Genomic DNA, 17,069 nt, shown 5'->3' on the forward strand with positions numbered 1-17,069 from the left:
TCATACGTAGGATCTTAAGGAAATTAGGGGTTGAATGCATGTTCTAAATCTGATCAGATGTTTATCGCCAAAAAAACCTTCTGAAACAGATTTGAGAACATGCATAAAAATAATACCGAGCTTGCGAAGATAACGAAAGTCCTGAATGAATTTAAAATTAACGATATCGGAAAAAGCAGTGGATTTTGCTGCCGACAACGGGTCGTAAAGCCGTTTGAATTGGTAATGTCGTTACTTACGGCACTCGGCGATAAGTCTGTGGATAGCATCAGTGACTTGCACCGGTATTTTACAGGATTGACCTTTAGTGATGTACAGTACAAGCCGTTCCACAACCAGCTCAGTAAACCTGAATTTCGTGACATGATGAAGCGGTTGGTAGCGATGGCGATGGGAAACTGGCAGCAACAGATATTAGGAACTGACGTTAATCTATCGATGTTTGAGCAAATCGTGGTGCAAGATGGGAGTTCGTTTGCGGTGCACGATAGCCTGAGTGACGTGTTCAAAGGGCGCTTTACCACTATCAGCCCAGCCGCGGTAGAGATACATGTGAGCTGGGATATGTTAAGCAGCCAACCGCATGCTGTGTCAGTAAGTGCCGATAGTAAAGCGGAATATGATTACCTGCCGCCAGCGGCCTCACTAGGGAATAAGCTGTTTTTAGCCGATAGAGGCTATTTCAAACTGTCCTACTTACGTGACATTCATGCGTCAGGTGGGTTTTATACCGTGAGGGCAAAGACAACGAGTAATCCACTTGTAGCAGCGGCTTACACTGCGAAGGGCAAGCGCCTGAAGCGATTTAAAAGCGTTAGCCTTAAAAAGGTAAAGGCCCATATTCGACGTAGTGAAGTGGTCGATATGGATGTGGAAAATCCACACGGCTACCGCATGATAGCCAGTTGGCCGAAAGACAAAAACGAACCCACGTACTGGGTGACTAACTTGCCTCGGTCTGAGTACCCAGCCAACAGCATCATCAAACTCTACGGTTTACGCTGGCAAATTGAACTGCTATTTAAAGAATGGAAATCCTACTGCAACCTGCGCAAATTCAATACACGTAAGGCCAGTATGATGGAAGGTCTGATTTAGGTGAGTCTGTTAGCGCTGCTGGTAAAGCGACGAATAGGCTTTAGTATTCAACAGCTAAAAGGAATAGCAATATCAAGTTTTATGGTGGCAAAAAACACACAAGGTTGGTTTTACAAATTAATGGAATCGATAATCCACTTCGACCAGTCAACATTAATACAAACATGGAACTGGGCAGTGGATTATTTGGCAAGATACGCCAAAAGGGCGCATCCCGATAGAGACAGGGAGAGCGGGCGTTTAGCGCCCAGCCTGACACCGATTATTTCTTAATGTCCAACGTATGAACAGATGATAGCTGGAAATTGCTATCGAGAATCATGTATTTAACAGGTCGAATTTATAATAAACCTGAACACCGAATGACACTTGAAGGTATTTTGTACCGGATGCGAACGGGCATTCCGTGGCGGGATTTACCTATAGAGTTTGGCGAGTGGAGCGCGGTATTCAGACGTTTTAATTTATGGTCTAAGAAGGGCGTGCTGACTGAGATTTTCCAGTTTTTATCCCGCATTAATGATCCACAATGGTTGTTCATTGATGGCAGTATCGTTAAAGCTCATCAGGACGGGACGAACATAAGTGCTCAGGCTCAACAAGCCATTGGGAAAAGTCGCGGCGGTAAATCAACAAAAATACATTTAGCCGTTGATAGCGGAGGCTTACCTGTCTACTTTGAGTTGTCAGGAGGACAGGCTCATGATGTCAGTCATGGTCAATCTCTGGTTGAATCATCGCCTTATTCAGAAGTAGTCGTTGCCGACAAAGGCTATGACAGTCAAGCTCTACGTGAACTAGTGAGCCGCCGCAATGCGAAGCATGTCATCCCAAGAAAAGGGAACAGTAAAACAGGTAATACCGATATTGATTGGGCGATGTATCGCTATCGTCATTTGGTCGAAAATGCATTTTTGAAAATCAAAAAGTATCGAGCCGTCGCGACTCGATACGACAAATTAGCCAGAAACTACGGCAGCGTGGTGGCATTGGCTTTCGCACTTATGTGGTTACCAATGTGGATTGATTAGAAAACATACAGCAAAGATCAACACGCTCTAAAGTAAAACGATTATTTTCATTCACCAGAAATCCAATAACCAGCACATAGAAAATTATGTGGAACTAAAAATCCTAAAATCACTGTTCCAACATAAGCAACTACGACAATGATTGCTTCTGTTTCAATCCCTATCGTAATGCCTGCGAGCTAACCGAACACAGCATACAGCGCTATTTACTTTGACCAATTCACAATTTTTAATGAAGCATCTTGAATCTAATACGCCATTGCTAAAAGAGGTCTCGTTTTTTGATTAGGCAAAACTGTTGTTGCGACACCATAGATTACTAATGATAGAACGATCTACATATTAGGCACCGTGAATTCAACCCCGAAATACATACTAGCAATCAAGTCATGCTACCGATGGTGCTTTTAAATCTTCTAAGCGCTATAAAATAAAACGCACAGCCAATAGCTAAAAGCGCCAACAATTGAGGATAAACAACACTAATGCCCGCTCCTCTATACAACACGCCTTGGGAAGCCTCTACGAAATGGGTATTGGGCATTAGCAGCATTGCGCTTTGAATGAACCCAGGCATGCTTTCTCTTGGTGTTACCCCTCCAGATAGCAACTGTAGGGGCAGTAAAACTAATATAAGTAACAATCCGAACTGTGGCATAGATCGCGCAATGGTAGCCATAAAAATTCCCATACTCGAAACGGCAAATAATTGTAGAGCAACAGCCACCATGAAAAGCCATATTTCGCCATTAATGGGGACGGAGAGTACCCACTGAATAATAAAATAAACAGAAAACAAAGTAGTAACCCAAACCACTACTCCCGAGGCTAGTATTTTAGACAGCATAATTTCACTGTCTGAAACTGGCATAGCCAGCAGGTGCTCTATAGTGCCACGCTCTTTTTCTCTAATAAGCGCAGCCCCAGACAAAATTATGGCGAGCATTGTTACCGCATTAATGAGCTCCATCACAGAACCAAACCAAAAACTTTCTAGCGCTGGATTAAATCGGGCTCGCATGATCAACTCGACGGGGTAATCGATGTCGGATTTATAACCCTGTAAATAAGTGTTTACTTCACTGGTGATTATTTCTGTGATGTAACCATTACCAGTAAACGCCTGGCTAATACGTGTTGCATCAACGTTGACCTGAACATCGGGCTGCAGCCCGGCCATAATATCTTTTTCAAATTCAGGGGGAATGGTCACAACAAAGGTGTACTTACCCGTGTCTAAATGCGTGTCGGCCTCATTACTTTCAATAATATCTGGTGTTAAAAAATAAGGGGGGTAAAAGGCATCTATTATCCGCTTAGACATCTGCGAATTGTCGTGATCGACAAAGGCAATGGGCGCGTTGTGCAAAGATTCAGGTACCGCCGTGGCCGCCGTGTAGATGTTCACCGTAAACACATAAACAATAAGAATAAGCATGGCTGGGTCGCGCCACAAGCTCCAAAGTTCTTTTACACCTAGCTGGCCTACATTTTTAATATCCACGGTTCAGCGCTCCTGCTTGCGTAACAAAACAGTGGCAAGCCACAGTGTAATTGGTATAGAAATAGCTATGGCAAACACAGCAAAATCAAGGGTTTCAAAACCTAAACCTTTGCTAAATATTCCCCTGCTAGCGGTTAAAAAATAACTAATAGGGTGAAGCTCTCCTATTACGCGCCCCGCCCCTTCTAATGCAGAAACCGGTGTTATCATGCCCGCAAACTGTACGGCAGGTACCATAGTGCCAATAGTAGTAAGCAAAATAGCGGCAATTTGACTATTAGTAAAAACCGATGCCAACAAACCAAAGCTAGTGGAAAAAGTAACGAATAACAACGTTATAAGGCATAGCACTATCACATCCCCCTTCAGTGGGATGTTGAATAGCCACACCGCCATTGCAACCAACAGCAAGAAGCTAACAAACGAGGTAGCGATATAAGGAAGTTGCTTACCCAACAAAAACTCTATGCGTGTAACTGGCGTAACATATAAGTTGATTATCGAACCCAACTCTTTCTCGCGCACCACCGCCAACGACGTTAAAAGCGCAGGTATCATCAACAACAACATGGGCATTACCGCAGGTACAATGGCCACCAAGCTGCGAACATCTGGGTTATACAAATAGCGTGACTCAACATTAATACTGCTGGTCGACTGCACTTGGCTAGCTTGTGAGGCTTGCTGCAAAAGCCATTTCAGGTGAATACCTGTTACATAACCCTGTATAGTTTCGGCCCTTGAGGGCATAGACCCATCAATCCATGCCCCTATTTCCACTTGTTCGCCTTTATGCAGTTTTTGGCTAAATTCGGGGGGAATTTCCACAGCCAATGAAAGCTCTCCGCTTTTCATTCTCCTGTCCATATCGGCATAGCTGGTAATGACTGGCTGTTCATTGAAATAGCGCGAGCCTGATAAAGCACTGCGATAGTTAAGACTAGTGGAAGTTTGATCGCGATCGAATACCGCATAGCTTAAGTCATCAACGTCCATAGTAATGCCATAGCCAATAACTACCATTAACACCATGCTGCCTAAGAACGACATGGTTAAGCGAATGGGGTCGCGGATAAGCTCAAGGGTTTCACGCGAGGCATAGCTTAACAATCGCCGTAAGCCTTTTGCACGTTTATTCGGTGGCGTGGCTTTATCTGCGCTAACACCTTCTGGTGCACTTTGCTCAGTGTTTTGTGTTTGGTTCTCAGGTGTTTGCGCTTCAACTAAATAATCGATAAACGCTTGCTCTAACGTATCGGCAGATTTAGACGCTTTTATGGCTTGCGGTGTATCGGTTACCAGCACTTCGCCTGCATGCATTAGGGAAATTCTATCGCAGCGTACTGCCTCGTTCATAAAGTGTGTAGAAATAAAAATGGTTACGCCGTCTTTTCGCGCCAGAGAAATAAGCAACTGCCAAAAGTTATCTCGGGCAACTGGATCGACGCCAGAAGTGGGTTCATCGAGTATTAACACTTCAGGTCTATGCACCATGGCCACGGCCAAAGACAGACGCTGGCGAATACCTAAAGGAAGGTCGTTAGGCAAGCTGTGCTGGTGATGACTTAATGCAAAGCGGTTAAGCATTTCGTCAACGCGCGAATTTAATACGTTGCTTGCTACTTTGAAGAGCTTGGCATGAAGCGTAAGGTTTTGCCGAACGGTTAATTCGGTATACAAAGAAAAGCTTTGCGACATATAACCTACGCGGTAGCGGGTGTTAATATCGTTAGCAACAAGAGGGCTGCCCAGCAACCACGCCTCGCCAGAGGTTTGCGGCAGCAGGCCAGTAAGCATTTTCATGGTGGTAGACTTACCACAGCCATTCGACCCTAAAAACCCGAAAATCTCTCCTTTACCAATCGTGAAGCTAACGTTATTAACTGCCGTAAAATCGCCAAACTTCATAGTAAGGTTTTTAGCTTCAATCGCGGTTTGCATATGCTCACTAGCCTTATAAGGCTGCACAACTACGCTGCGATGTTCATGCTTTGCGTCTGCCGGCAAAAGCGCAATAAATGCCGCTTCTAAATTGCTGGTTTGTGTTTCACTAAGCAGTGACTTCGGTGAGCCGCTCGCCAGTATCTCACCTGCATTTAACGCTATTAGATGATCGAACTGTTGGGCTTCATCCATATAGGCAGTCGCTACCAATACGGTAATATTTGGCTGGGTTTTGCGAATGTCTTTAATAAGCGACCAAAATTGACTTCGGGCAAGGGGGTCTACCCCTGTAGTGGGTTCGTCTAGAATAAGCAGGCGGGGATCGTGTATTAAGGCACAGCATAACCCCAGTTTTTGCTTCATACCACCCGACAACTTGCCGGCTGGGCGCGATAAAAATGGATAAAGTCCGGTTCGTTTGGTAAGGATATCTATTCGTGCACGACGCTGAGCACGATTGTGCCCAAAAAGTTTGGCAAAAAACTGTAAGTTTTCTTCTACAGACAGCGTGGGATATAAGTTTTTGCCTAAGCCTTGTGGCATGTATGCAATATCAGAACATATCGCGGCGCGGTGTTTTTCATCACGCATATCGCCACCAAGAACCTGCAACTGCCCCTTTTGCATAACTCGCTCACCAGCAATAAGCGACAGCAACGTAGATTTGCCCACGCCATCAGGGCCAATTACGCCTACCGTTAGGCCCGCGGGAATAGAAAGCGCAAGATTGTGAATAGCTGTGGTGCTTTTGTAGCGAACCGTTAGCGAATTGCATTCAATAATGTTGCCCATTAGTCGACAAGCTCAGGTAGGTCGCTAGGCCATTCAGCGGTATCGTTTAGCTTTACCCATACTTCACCCGGCAACCCTGTTTTCACTTTTTCAATGTGCTGCTTTAATAAGTTTTCAGGAATTTGCGCTTTAACCCTGAACATAAGTTTTTCTCGCTCACTTTGGGTTTCAACCGACTTAGGAGTAAATTGCGCTACGTCGGCAACGTAAGAAATGGTGGCCGGAATAGCGATGTCGGGCGCGGCATCTAGCACAATAAGTGCTTCACCGCCCATAGTAAGCTTGCCCACCTGCGAAGCAGGCAAAAAGAATGTCATGTATACGTTTGTTAGGTCGACCAAACTAAGTACACGCCCACCTGCACTAACAACTTCGCCAGGCTCCACTACGCGGTATTGAATACGCCCATTACGTGGTGCTTTTAACACCATATCGTTAATTTCAGATTGGATTTGCGCAATAGTGGCATTGGCAGCGCTGACCGCTGCTTGTGCCGAGTAGTATTGCGCGCGCGAAGCTTCAATGGTGGCGTCAGCCGCTGTCAAACGAGCCTTAGCTGCATTTACCGCCGCCTTTGCGCTTTCAACATTGGTAAGGTTATCTTCTGCCAATTGTTTAGACACGGCGCCTGTTTTTGCCAATTCATTAGTACGGGCAGCATGAGCTTCAGCTGCTTTTAGCTCGGCTTTAGTTTGCAGCAGCGCGGCTTCAAGCGCTGACTTTTCACTTTGGCGCTGTGCAACAGCCATATTTGCAGCTTCTACCGCACTTTTGGCTTGCTGGTGCTGTGCCTTGGCCTGCTGAAGCTGGCTATTAATGGTGGTGGTATCAAGTTTGGCGACCACATCGCCCGCCGTTACTCTGTCTCCTTCGCTGACATAAATTTCTTCTACACGCCCTGCTACTTTTGCAGAAATGCCAATTTCAGTAGCTTCAATGCGGCCATTCCCTGACACCACATCGACATTTTCAGGGCCACTGAAAACAGTACTAAAAACCACAATTAAAAACACAACGAACATAATGGATAGAATAAACGGCGTTTTTTTCACAGTGACGCTCCTTGCGTTCCATAACAACAGTAAAGATTTATAGTGCTAATATTGATTAAAATACACTATTGATGATTAGAATACACTGTTCAGTGTTCTTTTTGTCACATGTTACGAGGAAACATACTCATTTTATATTAGACGAAATTTAAAGCTGTTAAATTTTTAAATGTATAGTATCCATGTTATTTGGATTGAAGTATCTTGTTTTTTTCGATGGCGAGTCTAAGGGAAATACGCATCCATAAAAGCCAGGCTCAAGAATTAACCAATACAATTGCCGTATCGAACGCTCTTAACACAACGAAGCGGCTTCTATTAATCAATCGATGGACAAACCGAAACCAAGGCGTCAGTTTAAAGACGAAAGACTGATGGGCTAAATTAAACATTCTTGGCTAGAAAGTTGTTGTGTTGTGGGCATAGAAAGCACAGAAGGTATTACAGAGGCAAACCATCAATCGTACCGAATAAAGTGGTAAACGGGGAATTTACTGTAGTAACGCCTAATTGTTATTGACAAATAGATATTATCTTCAGTAAACCTAGAATCCGGCATTTACTTGGATGTCATAAACAGAGCATTAATCTGTGACATGGGCAACCAAAATTGACCAACCCAGTTAAGCTACTTTTTTAAATTTTTTCATGTCCACATCATATTGATTTGGACTCCTGTAATCAAGATACGAGTGCAGTCGCTCAGGATTATAAAATGTTGTGATGTAACGCAGTATTTCTCGCGTACATCATAACGAATTTGGTAATGTTTCCAATGCACCAGATCTTGCTTCAAGCTACCGAAGAAACTCTCAACTACACAATTTTCCCAACAATCAACTTTACGACTCATGCTGCCAACAAATTGTTGTCCTCAAAGCACGCGTCGATAGTCTGCACTAGCGTATTGGCTGTCGCAATCCGAATGGACAACCAATCCAGCTTTTGGATTTCGCCGCCATATCGCCATCGTTAGCGCATCACATACCAGTTTTGCTTTCATCCTTGACCCCATACTCCATCCAACGACTTGTATCGAGTACTGGTCAATAACAACTGCCAAATATAACCAGCCTTCTTGTGTCCAGATATAGTTTATATCCTGCACATAAGCTAGATTGGGTGTCCAGCACATTTTCTAATACAGGCAGTGTGTGATTGCTGTTTGTGATAACTTTGTATTTCTTCTTGTAACGGACCTGCACACCTGCCTCTTTCATCAGTCTGTGTGTAAGACGCCTACCGATAGGGTAGCCCAAACAATTCAGTGCTTTTTGCATTCGTCGGCTGACGTAGCTATGCTCACAGGCTTTCACTATCCTGTGCACCCATTTCTAGCTATTTCAACTGCGCTTTAAGCTTTCTGCCTGCTCTGGCGTCAGTTTGCCGTTCCCTCAGAATGCTTGGCCGTCATCATCTTGACCCGACGACCAATATTTTGGTGACTCACATCCAACATTCAGGCGGCTTCAGAGCACGTTTGACCTTGATCTAGCACCGGGCTCGCAGCATCCAGTTTAAATTCTTTCGTATATTGCTTTCTTCCGGCCATTTACATTCTCCAGCTAAGACTTCATTATATCCTTAACTAGCCTGGTCAACTCGATTAAACCACCTCACTATATGTTTGAAACCAGAATGGATAACATATAGCTTTATCGGTTTTTGAGGTTAATCGTAGAGCGTTGAGTACGCCAACAACTTGGCATCATTTAGACGGATAAAACTTTCTTCTTTGAGTCGTTGAAAGAGCGGCGTAAACTCCTGCTCTCGCCCGACATCGAAGAGGAGTGAACAACACCCAAGACGCAGGAGCGGACCAAACACCCGTCTAAGTTATAAGAAACCGCGCCGTAACAACGAAAAATTGAAGGTGCACGTGTCAACGAAGCACTCAAGTAGTTGGTGGATGGGCATACCTGTCTGTGTGCGGGGTTATCAAGAACAACATCGCTCATCAAGTGATTTCCGCGCGATGGGCTTACTCAGAAGCCTGAGTACTCAGAACGTTACGCGTGCGCTAGCCGCCTAAACGCTCTAAATGAGACGTGTTCGCGGCGTGACGACTACGTGCCTAAAGTATGACTTCAGGTGGAGCTGTATTCTCGAGAGACACAGTGCAATGATCTTGGAGCCTTTTTAAGGTAACCGGGTAGATTGCACAGAAGTTAGCTCAGACATAGCTTTTATGAACCTAATTGAAAAACATATAGAAGGAAACGGCTTTTCACTTCAAAACGTCATTTCACCTCGCTGACATACTGATCGGCAGGCTGAAATCTATATGTGCAACATTACCGTAATTTGAGCGTGAAGAATCTCACTATCCTCTGCTAACGGGCCGCCGAAAGCATGACCGATGTCGATGAACTCGGCCCTGCTTGCAATCTGGCAATCCATCCGAAAATGGAAAATTTCTTTACGAATCTACCGACGCTTACTGGAGCATTCGTTATTGGTAAATGAGAGTTAGTGCTGACCTAATCCTTGTCAAACTGAGTGAGTACATAATCTTACATCAGAGACTTATTCACACCTTTCTTAGAGAAAACATGGATAGCCTTCACCTTGAAGACTGTTCTAAGAATTAGAATAAACACACGCTCAGCAATAAGTTGTTTTTCCTGAACTCCTGCTTTCAATCCTCTGGATTCTCCCATATACCCCCAGAGCCAGAATTGTAAAACCGGCCGCAACCATGCTCAGATACTCGCTGCCAAACGTTTGAGATACATGCTTTCCAATAGATGCAGAAAGCGAAACCCCCAGATATATAGCTGAAGTATTCAGCCCCAGAACGATGGATGCGCTAGACGGCGCCGCTTTCACTAACTGATGCTGCAGTGGCACTAGACAGCTCCACGCAATCCCCCCCCAAACGGCAAGCGGCAAAACCGATATGAACGGAGAATAGGTGAGCACTGGCAATAGTAAGAAGTTGAGGCTCAAAACCATGAGACCGCCAACAATAATTGGTCTCGCACCCCATCGGTCGGTCAGCCTGCCCGCGGTAAAGGTTCCAATAGTAGCTGCAACGCCCCAAGCCGCCATTAAAAGGGCCAATGTCTCTCCCCTTCCATTAGTGGCGGGCATAAGAATTACACTGGCATAGGTGTGAACGATGTAGGATCCGATCATTAAAAACAGTGTCGTTCCCAGCACGCCCAATACAGCCGGTTTCGCCACAGAGGCCAGCAAATCCCCGACCATCCTCTTTGCATCCGGTTTTGGAATGGGGGCCAATAGAGTACCAAGCCCGATAGCCGCTGCACCGGCTAGTGCAGCGACAAGCCACATACCCAGCCGCCAGTCACCAAAACTCGTTGAGAGTGCAATTCCCACCGGCGCTCCAATTGCGGTTGACGCACTCAAGCCGGCTGTAATGATAGCCAATGAACGCCCCCAATGTTCCTGCGCGACTATCGCGGTCGCCGCTGCTCCGGCAATTGGCATAAACAGTGCCCCGCCCAAGCCTCCCAGCGCACGACCGGCAATCGCCGCTTCCAGATTTGGCGCCAGCGCTGAAACCACATGGCCTACGGCAAGAATGCTCATGCCCACCACCAGTATTGGCTTATAAGGCAAGTTCACCAACAGAGTTGCTGCGATCGGTAGCATCAGAGCATAAGCGACGGCGAACGCAGCGATCATACTCGCCGCGTCACCAACACTGATATTAAAACTGGCTGCCATCTCTGGCAGAAGGCCTGCCATAACGAAACTGGCCGTGCCAATGGAAAACATTCCTAAAGCCAGGATGAGTAATCTATTCATTGGTTCTTCAAACGCCTGTTACAAGATATCACTCCGCATTGCAGAGCCATTCGGTTAACGAGAAAGCCCGTTCAGTCTGCCGCGACCTCTTCATGACGGGTTTTGTTAGGTTTAGGACCATTAAATATTGACGTGCCGCATACCTTCAGACGTATAACGCTCACCGCTTACCGCGCCTTTCGGTACAATTTCATCAAGGGCAGAAATCTCTTCCGCTGTCAGCGACAACGATCCTGCACTTATATTTTCGTCGATATAACGCTCAGTACGTGTACCAGGGATAGGGATCACATGATCGCCCTGTGCCAGAACCCACGCCAAAGCCAACTGTGCTGGTGTACAGCCTTTTGAATCCGCAAATCTGGTCAGTGCATCAACCACAGACAGATTCTTCTGCAAATTTTCTCCCTGGAACCGTGGTTGAGAGGTACGCCTAAAATCATCGACGACCATGTCGTCAACCGACCGGATCTTACCCGTCAAAAAACCCCGACCAAGCGGGCTATATGGAACAAAAGCCACACCCAACTCCTTACAGGTCTGCAACATTCCGTCTTCTGGATCGCGCGTCCACAGGGAGTATTCCGATTGCACTGCAGCGATAGGATGAATGGCATGCGCTCGGCGCAGGGTCTCAGGGGACACCTCACTCAACCCCAATCCACGAACTTTGCCTTGCTTGACAAGTTCAGCCATCGCTCCGACCGTTTCTTCGACGGGTACGTCCGGATTTAGACGGTGAGCATAGTAGAGATCGATCGTTTCTATACCTAGGCGTTTTAGCGAAGCCTCACAGGCGTTGGCCATGTAAGTCGCGGTATTGTCAATACGACGATCCGCAAGTGGGCCATCGCGTACAATGCCGAACTTGGTCGCCAGAGTGATCTGCTCTCGGTGTCGGGCAAGAAAGCTACTGAGAAGTTTTTCATTACGGCCAAGACCATAGGTATCTGCTGTATCAAAAAACGTTATCCCTTTTTCAAGCGCATACTCCAGCGTTGCAAGCGATTGCGCTTTATCAGCGGGTCCATAGAATTCAGACATTCCCATGCAGCCTAGGCCAATAGCGGAGACAGAGCCCAGTCCGGCACCTAAATTACGAGATTTCATAGTCGTTCCCCTCTTTTCTCTTCCAGAAACCTGCCATAAATGGTTTCAACTAGGAGTATTTACTTACAGGAATGGGTAATCGATATACCCTTCGGCTCCTCCACCATAGGCCGTTTCGACATCAAGCGGATTGAGAGGCGCACCTCGCTCGAGTCGAGTTACCAGATCAGGGTTGGCAATATAAGGGCGCCCAAATGCAATCAAATCAGCGGTATTACTACGCCGAGCTAAAAGAGCCAGTTTGCGGTCATAGCCATTGTTAACCATGTACAGCCCTTTGAAGCGCTGTCGCAAAACATTCAGATCAAATCCGCCTTCAACCGTTCGCGATCCACCTGTCACACCTTCCACAACGTGAAGATACGCCAGATCAATATTATTCAGTTGGTCAACAAGCGCTGTGAAAACCGGCTCAGGGTTGCTGTCACTAAGGCCGTTGGCGGTACTGAGCGGAGATATCCGCAATCCCGTGCGCCCACCATCACAGATCGCAGCAACAGCTCTGGTAACCTCAAGTGTCAGCCGAATACGATTCTCGACCGCCCCACCATAGGCATCAGTACGCTGATTGGCCCCATCTCGCATAAACTGATCAAGCAGGTAGCCATTTGCAGCGTGAATTTCAACGCCATCAAAACCAGCATCCAGTGCATTGCGGGCGGCTTGCTCATAATCCGCCACAATCTCCGTCAACTCATCTACCCGCAGCGCTCTAGGCGTCTTTACTGGTTTCTTGCCCTCAGCGGTGAATGCGTCAACATTGGGGCGAACTGCAGATGGTGCAACAGGCAACAGGCCACCAAGTTGCAAGTCTGGGTGAGAAACCCTACCAACATGCCATAGCTGAGCGAATATGCGTCCACCTTTATCATGAACAGCCGAAGTTACAGGACGCCAGCTTTCGATCTGTTCAGTGGTCCAAAGGCCAGGAGTGAAGGCGTAACCCACTGCCTGCGGCGAAATGTTCAACCCCTCGCTGATGATCAGTCCTGCCGATGCACGCTGCGTGTAATACTCTTGCATCATCGAAGTAGCAATACCTTCAGGCGAGCGCGCCCGCGTCAGTGGTGCCATAACAATGCGGTTTGTCAGAGCGTAAGGCCCTATTTCAATTGGAGAAAAGAGGTCAGTTTCAGGAACGTTAGTCGTATTGATGTTCGAGTTAAGAGTTTTCACGTGTTTTCTCCTTGGGTTGACGCTGCGTACAACGAGGATCTGCAGCCTGAAAAGCAGCGATCTCTTTATCACCAATGGACAATGGCGCACAGCCGTGATCTTTCTCACAAACGAAATCGTATTTAATGCCAGCAGCATGACAGCTCAGGCACTCACGCCCCTCAAAATTTACCGCGTGATCTCCTCGGCTCGTGATCGTGGTGCTCTCTTCAGTCACTGTGAGGGCGAGAAACTCCCAGCCATTACTGTCTGGATATTTCTCACTTGATTGTTTGACCATCGCTTCAAATGGAACGAGTTGCATCACAGTCCCAACAGGATACTCCATATCAGGGACGCGTTCAGAAAAAATATGGATGGCTTCCTTAAGTTTTTCCGGATCAGAATGGAACAAGAAGGTATTACGTACTTTGGGTAAATCATAAATGCAGCCAAACATTTCCGCGGTAACCTGAACGTTATTGTCGGATCGGGTCGAAGCTCCTGCTTGAGTTGGAAAGGCAATGAAAGATGCGGCAAACAAGATTATTATTGCAACCAGTATGGGATTATCTTCAGAACTTAGATTGATTATTCTCATGCGTTTTCTACCTATGTGAACGATGTATTAAACCCTTTACTTCTATTCCAACCTAAGCGGAATAGAAGGAGGCTTCATCGTTGTGCTGGATCAATTCGGTCGTCGTTTTCCGTTATTTCAGCAACGCCAGAATCTCGCGCGCGGCGGCAGCGGATGAGGCAGGGTTCTGACCGGTGACGAGCTTGCCGTCCCGCAGAACAAAGCTGGCCCAATCGGCGCCTTTCTCATAATTGCCACCATTAGCTTTGAGCATATCCTCGACCAGGAAGGGCACTACGTTGGTCAGGCCAACAGCCTCTTCTTCGGTGTTGGTGAAGCCTGTCACACGTCGCCCTGAGACCAAGGGCTTGCCGTCTGTGCCTTGAGTGTGGCGGAATACAGCGGGTGCGTGGCAGACTGCCCCAACAGGCAAGCCAGCAGCCGCAAAGGCTTCGATCAGGCGTTTGCTGTCTGCATCCTCGGCTAGATCCCACAAAGGGCCATGACCACCGGGATAGAAGATTGCATCGAACCTGTCTTCTGTCATCTCGGATAGTTTCACCGTTGTCGCAAGATGCTTTTGCGTCTCAGCATCGCCCTTGAAACGACGGGTGTCGTCAGTTTGCGCTTCCAGACTATCGCTGGACGGATCAATGGGTGGTTGCCCCCCCTTTGGCGTGGCCAGAGTAATATCCGCTCCGGCATCCTTAAAGACATAATAGGGCGCAGCAAACTCCTCCAGCCAAAAGCCTGTTTTTTTACCAGTGTCTCCAAGTTCGTCATGGGACGTGAGTATCATCAGAATTTTCATGTAATTCTCCTATTTTGTGGTGCTAACGCGGATCACGCGCTTGCCAAAGTTATCGCCGTTGAGAAGGCCGATGAAGGCTTCCGGGGCATTTTCCAAGCCACCAATGACCTCTTCGCGATACTTGATTTTTCCACTTTCCACCCAAGCACCCATCTGTTTGGCGAATTCCGGATATAGGTGACCGAAACTGTCAAAGATGATAAATCCTTGAACCTTTACCTTGTTCCGAAGAATCTGCCCCATTAACCAATTCATTCGGTCTGGCCCGCCGGGCAGTTCGGTGGCGTTGTATTGCGAGACCAGTCCACACACCGGCACACGCGCATGCGGGTTCAAAAGCGGGATCACCGCATCCAGAACCTTGCCGCCCACGTTTTCGAAATAGACATCGATGCCGTCCGGACTGGCCTTGGCAAGCTGATCCGCAAAGTCTGGTGCCTTGTGGTCGATGCATGCATCGAAACCCAGCTCGTCAACCGCATAGGCGCATTTTTCCGGCCCGCCTGCGATGCCAACAACACGGCAGCCCAGCAGTTTGCCAATTTGGCCTACGGTTGCGCCGACCGGACCCGTCGCCGCGGCCACCACAATTGTCTCCCCGGGTTTGGGCTCACCGATCTGCGTCAGGCCAGCCCAGGCGGTAAACCCAGGCATGCCTAAGATCCCAAGTGCCCAGGATGGGTGCTCTGGCGAAACGCCAAGATTAGTAACCCCTTCACCATCGGAAAGAGCGTAATCCTGCCAGCCGTTGAAGCTAAGCACCCAGTCGCCCTCCGCGAAGCCATCAAGCTTCGAAGTAACCACTTTGGCAACCGTGCCGCCAACCATGACATCGCCGACCTCAACCGGTGCAGCATAAGAAGGCGCATCACTCATTCTGCCGCGCATATACGGGTCGAGTGACAAGTACTCGGTACGCAAAAGCATCTGATTGTCACCGACAGAAGGAATCGCCTCCTCTTCTAGCCTTAGAGTGTCCAGAGTCGGCTCGCCCGTAGGGCGCTTCGCCAACACGAGCTTGCGGTTTGCGGTGTCTGTTTGTTTCATGTTCGACTCCTCCTACAAAGCAGCTTCAAGAATGCGACGAGCTTCATCGGGGCCGATAGCGTTATGTTCCCCAAGTGCAGTCATTCCATGTTCCTTTAAGGCACTAACGATGTGATTGATTCCGTCAGCATCAACGTCATAGTCGCCTAACCGAGTCTTGATACCCATCTGCTCGAAGAAACCGCGCGTTGCTTCGATTACCGCGTCAATTCGTTCATCATCGGATCCTTCGCGGATATTCCAGACATTGCTGGCATACTGGAGAAGCTTTTCACGCTTAGCTTCGCGCTGATCATCGATCAATGATGGCAGCACAACCGCCAGCGTGCGGGCGTGATCGGTATCATTCAGTGCAGTAATTTCGTGCCCAATCATATGAGTGGCCCAGTCTTGAGGTACACCTGCACCAATAAGCCCATTCAGAGCCATGGTCGCAGTCCACATCAAATTGGCACGAATGTCGTAATCTTTGGGAGTCTCAAGTGCCTTGGGGCCAAGCTCGATCAATGTGCGCAGAAGGGTTTCAGCAAAACCGTCCTGAACTGGCGCGGCAACTGGATAGGTCAGATACTGCTCGGTCGTATGAACGAAGGCGTCCACTACACCGTTGGCAATCTGGCGAGATGGCAGAGTGTAGGTGACCTCCGGATCCAGAACCGAGAACACCGGGTAGCAATAAAGGCTACTAAACGGCAGTTTTGCCTCTTTTTCTGGATTGGTAATCACCCCGCCAGAGTTCATCTCGGATCCCGTAGCTGGTAGCGTCAACACAGAGCCAAACGGCACCGCTTGGGTAATGACTGATCCACGTGAGGTAAGAATGTCCCAGGCGTCACCGTCATACTTTACCGCCGCCGCAATAAACTTGGTGGCGTCGATGACCGACCCGCCGCCAACGGCAAGCAAGAAAGTAACGGCATTTTCGCGAATCATCTCAACTGCTTTTAGCGTTGTAGCATAGCGTGGGTTAGGTTCAATACCTCCAAACTCCAGGATTGCCCGGCCAGCAAGAGCTTCGCGTACTTGGTCCAGCACACCCGTACGTTCGGCACTGCCACCGCCATATAGAATCAAAACTTTCGCATCAGCGGGAACCTGATCTTTCAGCTCCGCAATACTGCCTTTGCCAAACAAAATTCTGGTAGGGTTGTGAAAGTTGAAATTTTTCATA

The 17,069-nt window shown here is 47.6% G+C and carries 10 protein-coding genes and 3 pseudogenes; 2 read left to right on the top strand and 11 right to left on the bottom strand.

Annotation, left to right across the window (positions count from 1 at the left end; all coding sequences use genetic code 11):
- The first annotated feature begins 99 nt into the window (after nucleotides 1-99).
- Nucleotides 100-1,371 (top strand): annotated as a pseudogene (locus ACNKW3_RS02395) (IS4 family transposase).
- Between the two features lie 14 nt (nucleotides 1,372-1,385).
- Nucleotides 1,386-2,129, top strand: a pseudogene (locus ACNKW3_RS02400) (IS5 family transposase); the annotation flags it as partial.
- A 382-nt stretch (nucleotides 2,130-2,511) separates the two neighbouring features.
- On the opposite strand, the gene ACNKW3_RS02405 reads toward ACNKW3_RS02400, so the two are convergent.
- The 11 genes and pseudogenes from ACNKW3_RS02405 to ACNKW3_RS02455 form a co-directional block, all read right to left on the bottom strand.
- A complete protein-coding gene (locus ACNKW3_RS02405) occupies nucleotides 2,512-3,633 on the bottom strand; it encodes an ABC transporter permease (protein ID WP_427397680.1) in 1,122 nt (373 codons plus the stop codon).
- Between the two features lie 3 nt (nucleotides 3,634-3,636).
- Entirely contained in the window at nucleotides 3,637-6,369 is a 2,733-nt protein-coding gene (rbbA, locus tag ACNKW3_RS02410; RefSeq protein ID WP_342313699.1) for a ribosome-associated ATPase/putative transporter RbbA, read from the bottom strand.
- Nucleotides 6,369-7,421 (bottom strand): HlyD family secretion protein, encoded by a 1,053-nt coding sequence (locus tag ACNKW3_RS02415; protein ID WP_012516649.1) that lies wholly within the window; start codon nucleotides 7,419-7,421, stop codon nucleotides 6,369-6,371. Before ACNKW3_RS02415 ends, rbbA begins: the two co-directional genes overlap by 1 nt.
- Before the next feature lie 623 nt (nucleotides 7,422-8,044).
- A pseudogene (locus tag ACNKW3_RS02420) lies at nucleotides 8,045-8,755 on the bottom strand (IS3 family transposase); the annotation flags it as partial.
- 1,270 nt (nucleotides 8,756-10,025) lie between these two features.
- A complete protein-coding gene (locus ACNKW3_RS02425) occupies nucleotides 10,026-11,195 on the bottom strand; it encodes an MFS transporter (RefSeq protein ID WP_333972655.1) in 1,170 nt (389 codons plus the stop codon).
- A 120-nt stretch (nucleotides 11,196-11,315) separates the two neighbouring features.
- Entirely contained in the window at nucleotides 11,316-12,305 is a 990-nt protein-coding gene (locus tag ACNKW3_RS02430; RefSeq protein WP_333972653.1) for an aldo/keto reductase, read from the bottom strand.
- Between the two features lie 63 nt (nucleotides 12,306-12,368).
- Nucleotides 12,369-13,481 carry an alkene reductase gene (locus ACNKW3_RS02435; protein ID WP_427397681.1) on the bottom strand — a complete coding sequence of 371 codons (1,113 nt, stop codon included), beginning with the start codon at nucleotides 13,479-13,481 and terminating at the stop codon, nucleotides 12,369-12,371.
- The gene (locus ACNKW3_RS02440; protein ID WP_427397682.1) at nucleotides 13,468-14,061 is read right to left on the bottom strand and encodes a hypothetical protein; all 594 of its coding nucleotides are present in this window, start codon (nucleotides 14,059-14,061) and stop codon (nucleotides 13,468-13,470) included. Before ACNKW3_RS02440 ends, ACNKW3_RS02435 begins: the two co-directional genes overlap by 14 nt.
- 112 nt (nucleotides 14,062-14,173) lie before the next feature.
- Entirely contained in the window at nucleotides 14,174-14,851 is a 678-nt protein-coding gene (locus ACNKW3_RS02445; RefSeq protein ID WP_427397683.1) for a type 1 glutamine amidotransferase domain-containing protein, read from the bottom strand.
- Between the two features lie 9 nt (nucleotides 14,852-14,860).
- Complete coding sequence (locus ACNKW3_RS02450; RefSeq protein WP_115389047.1) at nucleotides 14,861-15,898, bottom strand: NADP-dependent oxidoreductase; 1,038 nt, start codon at nucleotides 15,896-15,898, stop codon at nucleotides 14,861-14,863.
- A gap of 12 nt (nucleotides 15,899-15,910) precedes the next feature.
- Entirely contained in the window at nucleotides 15,911-17,068 is a 1,158-nt protein-coding gene (locus tag ACNKW3_RS02455) for an iron-containing alcohol dehydrogenase (protein WP_427397684.1), read from the bottom strand.
- Nucleotide 17,069 lies beyond the last annotated feature (1 nt).

The organism is Glaciecola sp. 1036, assembly GCF_050306235.1.
Lineage (GTDB): Bacteria > Pseudomonadota > Gammaproteobacteria > Enterobacterales > Alteromonadaceae > Glaciecola.